Here is a 10,104-nt window from a genome sequence, read left to right as displayed (position 1 = left end):
AAATGACACAACTGCTGGTGCGGAACCTGCATGCCGGCCATCCGGGCCGCCCTGTGCTGCACGGGATCGACCTGGCGATCGAGCCGGGCAAGGTCACCGCCATCGTCGGCCCGAACGGCTGCGGCAAATCGACCCTGCTGCGCTGCATGGCGCGCCTGCATCGGCCGCAGCAAGGCAGCATCACCCTCGGCGCGCAGGACCTGTGGCAGATGCGTCAGCAGCAGGCCTCGCGCAGCCTGGCGATGCTGCCGCAGACGCCGCAGGCGCCCGAAGGCATCACCGTCAGCGCTCTGGTGCGCTTTGGCCGCCATCCGCATCAGGGCTTGTTCCGCCAGTGGTCGCGCGACGATGAACTGGCGGTGAACGCGGCCATGTCGGCCACCGACGTCATCTCGCTGGCGCAGCGCCGGCTCGATCAGCTGTCCGGCGGGCAGCGCCAGCGCTGCTGGCTGGCCATGACCCTGGCGCAGGAGACGCCGATCCTGCTGCTCGACGAACCCACCAGCATGCTCGATCTGGGGCATCAGGTCGATGTGCTGGACCGGGTGCGCGCACTGGCCTCGAATGGGCGCGCGGTGGTGATCGTGCTGCACGACCTGGCTGCGGCGGCGCGCTATGCCGACACCTTGGTGGCCATGCGCGACGGCCGCATCGTCGCCGCCGGTGCGCCGCGCGACGTGGTCACCCCTGGGCTGGTGCGCCAGTTGTATGAGCTGGACGTGGACGTGCTGTCGGCGCCCGGCGACGGTGCCCCGGTGGTGGTGCCGGTCAGGCGTTTTCATTAATCAGAAAAGGAACGGAATGACAAATCAATTCGAAGGCAAGGTCGCGCTGGTCACCGGTGCGGCGCAGGGCATCGGCGCGGCCGTGGCGCGCAAGCTGGCGGCCGGCGGCGCGGCGGTGGCGGTGGTCGATGTCAAGGCTGGAGCGGTCGAGGACATGGCGGCCACGCTGCGCGCCGCAGGCGGCCCAGCCATCGGCATCGCGGTCGATGTGACCGACAGCGCGGCCGTGAACGCGGCGGTGGCGCGCGTGCGGCGCGAACTGGGCGAGATCGATGTGCTGGTCAACGTGGCAGGCATCCTGCGCATGGGGTCCATTCTCGACTACAGCGATGACGACTGGGAGCGGACCTTCGCGGTCAACGCCGGCGGCGTGTTCCGCCTGTGCCGCGCGGTGGCGGCCGGCATGGTGGTGCGCAAGCGCGGCGCCATCGTGACGGTGGCCTCGAATGCGTCCACCGTGCCGCGTATGCAGATGGGCGCGTATGCGGCCTCGAAGGCGGCGTCCACGCAGTTCATGCGCTGTCTGGGGCTGGAACTGGCGCCGCATGGGATTCGCTGCAATGTGGTGTCGCCCGGATCGACCGATACCGAGATGCAGCGCCAGTTGTGGAATGGGGCTGACGGGTCGCAGGGCGTTATCGGTGGTTCGCTGGAGTCGTTCCGGCTGGGGATTCCGCTAAAGCGGATCGCGACGCCGGACGATATTGCCGACGCGGTGCTGTATCTGGCGTCGGACAGCGCGCGCCACATCACCATGCATGATTTGAGGATCGATGGCGGGGCTACCCTGGGAAGTTAAGTGCGGCAGCACCCGTGCGTGTTATCTGGTCCGGGGTTTTGCGTCATCGCCAGCAGTCACGCTGGACAGGACGATGCAACAGTGCCACTGAATGCGGGGACTAACGAGAATTTCCCGGCGATGAAATCCATGAACACGCTGACACGCCGTGGCATGAGGCGATTTGCCACATACAGAATATGAATCGGCACCGGTGGCGGCACATGCTCGCGCAGCAGAAGGCGCAAGCTGCCGTCGCGTAATCCAGCCTCGAACAGCCACTGCGGCCCATAAGCGATGCCAAGACCGGCTGCGACCAGTTCGCGCACGGCATCGGGCGAATTGACACTCACCCGGCCCGATACCGGGACTTCGGCAGTCCGGAAACGCCAGCTATTGCCCGATGAGAGAAACGTGTAGGGCAGACAGTCGTGGCCGCGCAAATCGTCAGGGGTTTCCGGGTAGCCGCGCGCAGCGATGTATCCCTCGCTTGCAACACAGACCCGCTCGAATTGGCCGATGCGGCGCGCGCGCAATGCGCTGTCTTCAAGATGGCCGATGCGAATTGCCAGCTCGGTGCTTTCATCGACCAGATTGACGTAGCCATCGTTGAGCTGGAGATCAAGCGTGACTGCCGGATAGCGCCGAAGAAACTCCAGGACGTGGGGCAATACGAACGCATGCGTCAGTGCGGTGGGGCAAGCAACACGCAATAGGCCTGATGGCTCCACGTTGTCGCGAAGCGCCGTTTCCGATTCCGCCACGGCGGTCAGAATACGCCTCACCTCCGCGTAATAGCGCTCGCCTTCCGGCGTGAGGCTGAGCTTGCGCGTGGAACGATGCAGAAGCCGGATTTGCAGATGCTCTTCCAACGCCGCCACATACCGGCTGACGTTGGGTTGACTCAGCCCAAGGTCGCGCCCGGCAGCAGACAGGCTTCCCATCTCTACCGTGCGGGCAAAACATGTCATCAGCAAGAAGCGGTCCATCGTTCATTCATGCACTGAAAGCATGAATTATATACAAATACAGCCACTTATCGATTCCTGTAAAGAGGTCCATCCTGACGGTCGAGATGCAGCGGAGGCGCTTGCGTCCATGTCAACGAACCAAACAAAGGATGTCAATGTCTCGCTTACAAGGAAAACGTACCCTGATTACTGGCGGTACCAGCGGTATCGGTCTTGAAACAGCCAAGCAATTCCTGGCAGAAGGCGCGCGCGTTGTCGTTACCGGCGTCAACCCCGATTCCATCGAAAAAGCACAATCCGAGCTGGGGTCCGACGTGCTGGTGTTACGTGCCGACTCTGCCAGCGTGGCGGCACAGCAAGAACTGGCGCAAGCGGTCAAGGATCATTACGGCCAGCTCGACGTCGCCTTCCTCAACGCTGGCGTGTCGGTCTGGATGCCGATCGAAGAATGGACGGAAGAGCTGTTCGACCGCTCATTCGATATCAACGTCAAGGGGCCGTATTTCCTGATCCAGTCGCTGTTGCCGGTGTTTGCCAATCCTGCTTCGGTGGTGTTGAACACCTCCGTCAACGCACACGTGGGCATGGCGCGCTCGTCGGTCTACGCCGCGACCAAGGCAGCCTTCCTGAATCTGTCCAAGACACTGTCGAGCGAATTGCTGGGGCGCGGCATTCGATTCAACGCGGTCAGCCCTGGCCCGGTGGACACCCCGCTGTACGATAAACTCGGCATCCCTGCCGCCTACCGCGATCAGCTCAACAAGGAAATCACCGCGAGCATTCCGTTCGGCCGTTTCGGCACGCCGGAAGAAGTGGCCAAGGCGGTGTTGTACTTTGCGTCGGACGAGTCCACATGGACATTGGGTTCCGAAATCGTGGTCGATGGCGGCCGAATGCTCAACGGCTAAAGGCCGATGCTTCCCCGATCGGGCACAGGAGCGTCGGCGTGCACGATGCGCGTCCTCTATATTGAGGATCGATGGCGGGGCTAAGTCGGGAAGTGCGCTGAAGCAGAATCCGGGAGAAGATCGTCTGTTTTTGCGCCGCAGACGATGCATCGGCATTGGGTCGCGGAACAACTGACACATATTTTCCACGCATTATTTCGGTAATGCTCGCGGGTACGTCCATCCCAACCGCTATTGCATTCAGGGCAGATACCGAATGACCGGACTACCTCCTTGTTTCTGCACGGCTCACTACAGTACAGCGCTACAAGTTCAGACAACATAACCGGACCTAAAAGGGAGTAATGGGTGGTGCGCACCGCAGTGGGAATCGTTACGCCGATGACTGCGGGTTGATGGCCGCGCTGTCATTTCGTCCGGCACGTCCATCTGCACTGCCTGCACTATCGTGCGGCATGTTCTGGCAGAGCTGCACGGGATCAAAAAATCCCCTTCAATGTTTAAGCCAGCATGTTTTCCTAATTCAGGGCAACCAGGATCAGCCTCCGTATTTGCAACGAAGGGCTCCTGTTCGCAGCACAGGGCATGTAAGCACTTATTGCCAGGATGAAAATCCGAGACCCTCGTAGCTGTCAGGGTTCGCGCCAACCTTGAAAGCCTTTTCGATCCACGCCGACGCTTCCCCTATCGTTATTAGCGCAGTAAACGAGCCCGCGCGATCAGGTACCGGAAAGTCGGCGTGCACAATGCGCAAATGTCGCGCATCCTCTACATGGTCTGGTATGCCGTCGACAAAGCAGAACTGGATGGTGCGGTCCTGCTCGTCAATCAAGCCAAAAAAGTTGCCTTCAACTGCCCTGCCATCCGCCCATGTATCGAGCGCTTCATTGAGTGTCAATGCGCGCGCTTCCGATTCATCAACAATTTCATGCAGGTCCTGCCAGAATGCCTTCATTGTGTCAGCCATATTATCCTTTCCGATGAGAGACGCCGGGCGCATCGTTCTGCGCAGAGATAGACGTACAATGCCACTCGAATTCGGCAATACCGTCGATCACTTTTTGATTCGACGCATGGCCTGCGCTCTTGCCGACCATGTGTCGGAGTATCAGCGGAACTTGTAGCGTTCGCCCGTCTTCAGATCCAGCGCATACTTCACGCCATTCTCCGTCACCGGCACTTCATCGGGCGGCTCGTCGCCCGCCAGCGCGCCTTCGACGAACGGCAATCCTTCGCCCTTGCGCACCAGTTCATCGGCGCGCTCGTACACATTGCGGCAGCCGGTCTCCGCGATCAGGGTCTGCACGATCGGCACCTTCCACGCATCGACGCCGGCGGCCTGGAATTCGCAGATCAGATAACCGTCTTTGCCGCCATACTGCTCGACCAGCAAACCCGGCAAACTATCCGCCTCGGCATTGACCAGCTTGACCACCTGGTCCGGACGCGCCTTTTTCGCCGCCGCCGCGCTTTTCGCCAGCGCCGCTTTTACACGCCGCTTGATCAGCGCATGGTCGACCGGCTCGCCTTCGTCGAAGGTCCACACGCGCGCGCGGATCTGCGACTTCGAATTGTAGGCCGCGCGCGCCAGGAATTTGGTCGACGACGACTGCACAATGGCCGTGCCGCCCGCCTTCATTTTTTCGTTCGGCTTGCCGTCGACTTTGTCGATCGCGGACGCGTAAATCCAGGGCTCGCCGGCGAGCAGGCTCTTTTCCTTGCCCTGTTTGATGGTGATGATCAGCATGTGGTTCCAGTGAAAATGCATTGCAATACCGAATGATACCGCCTGCCGCCCCATTTAGAGCCCCTCCTCTACCCCGCAAAGATTTTTCTTGCGCCTAGACCGATCAGTCTATAGGATGAATTGCATGAAACCAAGCGATGCCAAACAGCGCCTGATCGGCGCCATGATCGACGCCCTGCAACGCCGTGGCCTGCACGGCAGCGGCCTGACCGAACTGCTGGCCGCCGCCGACGCGCCCAAAGGCGTGCTCTACCATCATTTCCCGGGCGGCAAGACTGAACTGGCGGTGGCCGCCATCGAAGCGACCATCGCGCGCCTGTGCGACAGCATGGAAGCGAGCATGGCCGCGAGCGGCGATCCGGGCGCCGCGCTGATGATCTGGATTAACGGCGCCCAGAAGCGGCTCGACGCCAGCCACTACGAACGCGGCTGCCCGCTGGCCACCATCGCCCTCGAAACCACCGCCGACGATGTCGCCATCCGCGCAGCGCTGGCCAAGGGCTTCGCCGCGCTGCGCGAACGCATCGCCAACAGCCTGACCCAGGCCGGCTACGACGCCGCCGGCGCCCACGCCACCGCCGCCTTGCTGCTGGCCGCCTACGAAGGCGGTCTGCTGCAGGCGCGCGTGGCCGGCACGCCGGAACCGATGGCGCTGGTCAGCGCCGCCCTGCTCACCTATCTGAAACTGCAGCGCCCCAAGGAGCCCGATCATGAGTAAGCCAGTCGATGCCGAATCCCTGACCCTGACCACCGCCGACGGCTACCCGATCGCGGCGCTGCGCTACCCCGCCACCGGGGCCACGCGCGGGCATCTGGTGGTGGCCGGCGCCACCGGTGTGCCGCAGGGCTTTTACCGGCGCTTCGCCAAATACGCCAGCAGTTGCGGCTACACCGTGATGACGCTCGATTATCGCGGCATCGGCCTGTCCAGGCCAGCCTCGCTCAAGGGCTTTCGCATGGATTACCTGGACTGGGGCCGCCAGGACCTGGCCGCCGCCGTCGACGCCATGAGCGTGCCCGGACTGCCCTTGTATATGGTCGGCCACTCCTACGGCGGCCACGCCTTCGGCCTCTTGCCCAACCACGACAAGGTCGACGGCCTGTACACCTTCGCCACCGGCGCCGGCTGGCACGGCTGGATGCCGCCGGCCGAGCGCCTGCGGGTGCTGCTCATGTGGCGCGTGGTCGGCCCGGTCATCGTCCGCATCAAGGGCTACCTGGCCTGGAACTGGCTGGGGATGGGGGAAGACCTGCCGATCGATGTGTACCGCCAGTGGAAGCGCTGGTGCACCTTTCCGCGCTATTTTTTCCAGGACCCGCACATGACCCACATCGCCGCGTCCTACGAGAGCGTGCGCAGCCCGATCATGGCCTGCAACGCGCTCGACGACCTGTGGGCGCGCCCGCCCTCGCGCAACGCCTTCATGTCGGCTTACCGCAACGCCGCCTGGCAGTCGACCGACATCGACCCGCGCCAGGCCGGCTTGGGGCCGATCGGCCACATGGGCTATTTCAAGGCCCACTGTCAACCCTTGTGGGAAGGGGCGCTCGGCTGGCTGGAACAGCACGGACGGATTCGCCCGGCCGCTTCGTCGCGCTAGATTGCGGCCTGTCCGGCGCGCGCTGCAGTCTGTCGCAAACGGCGCGCGGCGCGATCAACGCTTGCCTAGTATGCTGGTCAGGAGCCCGTCCATCCACCTATCCAGAGGAAGCCGCCATGACCCGAGCAAAAACACCCCGTTTCCCACTGCGCTACCTCGTCCTGGCGGCCGCCCTCGCGTGCGCGCTGCCCGCCACGCAGGCGGCCGGCGACTGGTTCAGCGGCGAGCGCGTCGAGGGCAGCAACATCCTGAAACGCGAAACACGCGCGCTGGGCCGCTTTAACGGCGTGGCGCTGAGCCTTCCGGCCAAGCTGGAAGTGCGCATCGGCGACACCGAAAGCATCACCATCGAAACCGACGGCAACCTGATGCCGCTGATCGACACCGTGATCGAAGACGGCACGCTCAAAGTACGCCCCAACAAACGCAACCTGCACCTCATGACCCGCAACATGAAGATCGTGGTGCAGGCCAAAAGTATCGACCACCTGTCGATGGGCGGCGCGGGCAGCATCAGTGCGGACGCCGTGCGCGGCGACAAGGTCAGCATCAACGTCGGCGGATCGGGCAGCGTCTTCATCAAGAACATCGAGGCCGACAACGCCGTCATCGCCGTTGGCGGCAGCGGCAGCCTGTCGGGCAGCGCCGGGTCGCTGAACAAGGCATCAATCTCGATCGGCGGCTCGGGCGACGTCGACCTGGGCAAGGTCAAGGCGCGTGACGCCAACCTCAGCGTGGCCGGTTCCGGCGAGGCGACCGTGTGGGCCAGCACCAGACTCCATGCGTCGATTGCCGGTTCGGGCAACGTGAACTACTACGGCGACCCGACGGTGAGCAAGTCGATCGCCGGCTCCGGCAACACGCGCCGCCTGGGCGACGCGCCGCGCTGAGCGCTCACAGGTCGAAGCGCAGTTCCGCCACGGCGGTGCGCTGGGTGTACGGGTGGAAGGCCCAGTAGCGCGCATTGTTCACGTTGTCGATCCCGAGCGCCGCGCTCCACTGCTTGTTGATCTTGTAGCGCACGCGCAGGTCGGCCACCAGATAGCTTGATACCCCCATGTAGGTGGCGCCGTTCGGATCGGTGTTATCCAGGGTGCCGTATTGCTTGCCGCTGTAGCGCACCCCCACGCTGCCGGCCCAGTCCTGGCCCAGATGGTACGTCGTGAGCAGGTTGGCGCGCCATTGCGGCACGCGCGGCTGGCGTTTGCCGACGCTGGCCGCAAAGCCGCGGTTCTGCGCGATGCTCGAATCGGCGTAGGTCAGGCTGCTGTTGATGGTCAGGCCATGCACCATCACATCGTCGCCCTGCCATGCCATTTCCACGCCGTTGGTGCGGATCTTGTCGACGTTCTGCACCGTGTTCACCAGGTTGGTCAGCGGTTGCGAGTACAGGGCGTCGCGCGTGGTTTCGTGGAACAGGGTGGCGCGCAGCGAGGTGTCGCTTGTCATCCGTTCGGCCGTCAGTTCGCCCGTCCAGGAGCGTTCGGCGCGCAGGTTCGGGTCGCGGTTGACGATCTGCTGGTCCACGATCGAACCCTGGAACAGTTCCGCCGCGGTCGGGTTGCGTACCGCGCGCCCGGCCGATGCCTTCAACGCCCATTTGTCCGTGGCCTGCCACGCCAGCGCCGCTTTCGGCGACCAGCTCGTTTCGCCGCGCTCGCCGAACGGCAGCGGCGCCACCGAGGCGGCGTTCGATACTTCGCCGCCGTACGCGCTCCAGCGCTCGAGGCGCATGCCGAGGGTGGTCTTCCACTGCGGCGCAAAGCGCCAGGTGTCCTGCGCGTACAGGCTGCGCAGGCGCGTGTTGCCGTTGAACGTGGACACGGTGGCGCCATCGCCCGCGCCGATCCAGTCGCTGCTTGAAAACACGCGCGTGCGCAGGGCAGCAGTGTCGCTCTGCACGCCCATGTCGACGATGTGGGCCGCAATCGGGCGCCAGATGCCCTTGAGCGCCAGCGTGGTCCAGCCGCTGCCGCCCATGTCCGTCACGTTGCCGCGCCCCGTCTGGCCGATGCCGGCCACCGGCACCACCGGTGTGCGCACCAGGTCCCTGGCGTAGTCGTATTTGCTGGCCGCGACTTCCCAGTCCCACACACCCTTGCTGTGCTGCTTGAGCGAGAAGCCGTGCATCAGGTGTTCCAGTTTGCCGATGCTCGGCGCCAGGTCCGAGGCCTTGAGCTCATAGCGCTTGCCGCCCATGTTGATGAAACCATTGGCATCGCCACGGACTACCTGCGCGCCGTTGGCGTCGCGCAGATAGGTGTCGGCGGCGCGATGGGCGTCGTTGTCCCACCAGCCCAGCGTGTAGCTGGCGCGCAGCACCGGCGTCACGTCGTAGGCCAGCTTGATCTTGGCGTGATCCTGCACGGTGTGCGACTGGCCGCTGGCGCCGATGATCAGCCAGTCCTTGTTGGCCGAATTCTTGTCCGGCACGGCGCCGCTGACCGGCAGGCCGGCGGCGCTGTTCACGCCCGTTGACACCAGCTTGTTGGCGAACGCGATCGGCTGGCCTCGGCTGTCGAGGCGCGACACATCGACCCACCACGACCACGCGCCCTGGCGGTTGCCGAGCGAGGCGCTGCCCTGCCCTCCGCCGAAGCGGTCGTCGGTAGCGTACTGGCGATAGCGCTGGCTGAAAGCGGACAGCTTCACATGCGCTTCCAGGCGGGTCGGCATGCGGGTCTGGAAGTCGACCACGGCGCCAGCCGAATTGCCCGGATACGCCGCCGAGAATGGCCCATAGAGCACATCGACGCGCTCGATTTCCTCGGGCGAGACCATGCCCCAGCGCGGGGTGAAGGTGGCGCCGTTACCGAGCAGGTTGGAGAGCAGAATGCCGTCGGCGTACACCAGCGAACGCGCGCTGTTGCCGGTGCCGGAGGCGCGGCTGGCCAGCACCGCGTGGTCGTAGTCGCCGATATAGCGCTTGCGCACATTCAGGCTGGGGAAGTATTTGAGGGCGTCTTCGCTGTCGGTGGCGTTGATGCGCTGTTCCACCTGGGCGCCGCTGATCGATTCGATCGTGGTCGGAATCTGGGTCGGGAGCGAACTGGGACGGCCGCCGTTGACGGTGACCACCGGCAGTTTGTCGGGCGTGTGGGTGGCCTGCGCCACGCTGGCGGTACAGGCGAGCAGGATCCCCAGCGCCGGGGCACTGGTAAAAAATGGTTTCATGACGAGCCCTTAGTCTTACTGTGTCATAAAAGCATTGTAAACTATTAGCCCTTGTGTATACTGAAACCTTCCATGACGATGGGGGTGAAGATGGACAATTTGGCAGATCTGGACGAGTATCTCGAACACCTTTGCACTGC

10 protein-coding genes are annotated in these 10,104 nt (G+C 63.8%); 6 read left to right on the top strand and 4 right to left on the bottom strand.

The genetic code is table 11. The annotated features are described in order from the left end of the window. Window positions 1-2: 2 nt before the first annotated feature. Together F2P45_RS24705 and F2P45_RS24700 are read left to right on the top strand one after the other, a co-directional pair. On the top strand, window positions 3-785 hold the full coding sequence (locus tag F2P45_RS24705; RefSeq protein WP_223164826.1) for an ABC transporter ATP-binding protein: 783 nt from the start codon (window positions 3-5) through the stop codon (window positions 783-785). A 16-nt stretch (window positions 786-801) separates the two neighbouring features. Then, window positions 802-1,584, top strand: coding sequence for a 2,3-dihydro-2,3-dihydroxybenzoate dehydrogenase (locus F2P45_RS24700; protein ID WP_166880815.1), 783 nt, complete (start codon window positions 802-804; stop codon window positions 1,582-1,584). Window positions 1,585-1,640: 56 nt separating this feature from the next. Here F2P45_RS24700 and F2P45_RS24695 read toward each other — a convergent pair whose 3' ends face one another. After that, the gene (locus tag F2P45_RS24695) at window positions 1,641-2,552 is read right to left on the bottom strand and encodes a LysR family transcriptional regulator (RefSeq protein ID WP_166880814.1); all 912 of its coding nucleotides are present in this window, start codon (window positions 2,550-2,552) and stop codon (window positions 1,641-1,643) included. Between the two features lie 137 nt (window positions 2,553-2,689). On the opposite strand from F2P45_RS24695, the gene F2P45_RS24690 reads away from it, so the two are divergent. Then, the gene (locus tag F2P45_RS24690; protein ID WP_166880812.1) at window positions 2,690-3,442 is read left to right on the top strand and encodes an SDR family oxidoreductase; all 753 of its coding nucleotides are present in this window, start codon (window positions 2,690-2,692) and stop codon (window positions 3,440-3,442) included. A gap of 595 nt (window positions 3,443-4,037) precedes the next feature. On the opposite strand, the gene F2P45_RS24685 is transcribed toward F2P45_RS24690, so the two are convergent. Both F2P45_RS24685 and F2P45_RS24680 read right to left on the bottom strand, forming a co-directional pair. Next, window positions 4,038-4,409, bottom strand: coding sequence for a hypothetical protein (locus F2P45_RS24685; RefSeq protein WP_166880811.1), 372 nt, complete (start codon window positions 4,407-4,409; stop codon window positions 4,038-4,040). Between the two features lie 141 nt (window positions 4,410-4,550). Continuing rightward, window positions 4,551-5,189 (bottom strand): class I SAM-dependent rRNA methyltransferase, encoded by a 639-nt coding sequence (locus F2P45_RS24680; RefSeq protein WP_166880809.1) that lies wholly within the window; start codon window positions 5,187-5,189, stop codon window positions 4,551-4,553. 124 nt (window positions 5,190-5,313) lie between these two features. Between F2P45_RS24680 and F2P45_RS24675 the strand changes: the two genes are divergently transcribed. The 3 genes from F2P45_RS24675 to F2P45_RS24665 all read left to right on the top strand — a co-directional run bounded on the left by F2P45_RS24675 (window position 5,314) and on the right by F2P45_RS24665 (window position 7,680). After that, window positions 5,314-5,907, top strand: coding sequence for a TetR/AcrR family transcriptional regulator (locus F2P45_RS24675; protein WP_166880807.1), 594 nt, complete (start codon window positions 5,314-5,316; stop codon window positions 5,905-5,907). Further along, window positions 5,900-6,790, top strand: a complete 891-nt coding sequence (locus F2P45_RS24670; protein WP_166880805.1) for an alpha/beta hydrolase family protein — start codon at window positions 5,900-5,902, stop codon at window positions 6,788-6,790. The genes F2P45_RS24675 and F2P45_RS24670 overlap by 8 nt, the downstream gene beginning before the upstream one ends. A 116-nt stretch (window positions 6,791-6,906) precedes the next feature. Beyond that, window positions 6,907-7,680 (top strand): head GIN domain-containing protein, encoded by a 774-nt coding sequence (locus F2P45_RS24665; RefSeq protein WP_166880803.1) that lies wholly within the window; start codon window positions 6,907-6,909, stop codon window positions 7,678-7,680. Window positions 7,681-7,684: 4 nt separating this feature from the next. Here F2P45_RS24665 and F2P45_RS24660 read toward each other — a convergent pair whose 3' ends face one another. Beyond that, window positions 7,685-9,964 carry a TonB-dependent receptor gene (locus tag F2P45_RS24660; RefSeq protein ID WP_166880801.1) on the bottom strand — a complete coding sequence of 760 codons (2,280 nt, stop codon included), beginning with the start codon at window positions 9,962-9,964 and terminating at the stop codon, window positions 7,685-7,687. Window positions 9,965-10,104 lie beyond the last annotated feature (140 nt).

Origin of the sequence: Massilia mucilaginosa, assembly GCF_011682145.1 — a bacterium.
GTDB classification, from domain to species: Bacteria; Pseudomonadota; Gammaproteobacteria; order Burkholderiales; family Burkholderiaceae_D; genus Telluria_A; species Telluria_A mucilaginosa.
The sequence above is the reverse complement of the archived record's forward strand: the minus strand, read 5'-3'. Positions and strand labels throughout refer to the sequence as shown.

Bases quoted from the DNA above. Each gene is read 5' to 3' on its own strand.
- F2P45_RS24675 (WP_166880807.1), top strand. From the start codon at position 5,314: ATGAAACCAAGCGATGCCAAACAGCGCCTGATCGGCGCCATGATCGAC.
- F2P45_RS24685 (WP_166880811.1), bottom strand. From the start codon at position 4,409: ATGGCTGACACAATGAAGGCATTCTGGCAGGACCTGCATGAAATTGTT.
- F2P45_RS24695 (WP_166880814.1), bottom strand. From the start codon at position 2,552: ATGGACCGCTTCTTGCTGATGACATGTTTTGCCCGCACGGTAGAGATG.
- F2P45_RS24700 (WP_166880815.1), top strand. From the start codon at position 802: ATGACAAATCAATTCGAAGGCAAGGTCGCGCTGGTCACCGGTGCGGCG.
- F2P45_RS24670 (WP_166880805.1), top strand. From the start codon at position 5,900: ATGAGTAAGCCAGTCGATGCCGAATCCCTGACCCTGACCACCGCCGAC.
- F2P45_RS24680 (WP_166880809.1), bottom strand. From the start codon at position 5,189: ATGCTGATCATCACCATCAAACAGGGCAAGGAAAAGAGCCTGCTCGCC.
- F2P45_RS24690 (WP_166880812.1), top strand. From the start codon at position 2,690: ATGTCTCGCTTACAAGGAAAACGTACCCTGATTACTGGCGGTACCAGC.
- F2P45_RS24660 (WP_166880801.1), bottom strand. From the start codon at position 9,964: ATGAAACCATTTTTTACCAGTGCCCCGGCGCTGGGGATCCTGCTCGCC.
- F2P45_RS24665 (WP_166880803.1), top strand. From the start codon at position 6,907: ATGACCCGAGCAAAAACACCCCGTTTCCCACTGCGCTACCTCGTCCTG.
- F2P45_RS24705 (WP_223164826.1), top strand. From the start codon at position 3: ATGACACAACTGCTGGTGCGGAACCTGCATGCCGGCCATCCGGGCCGC.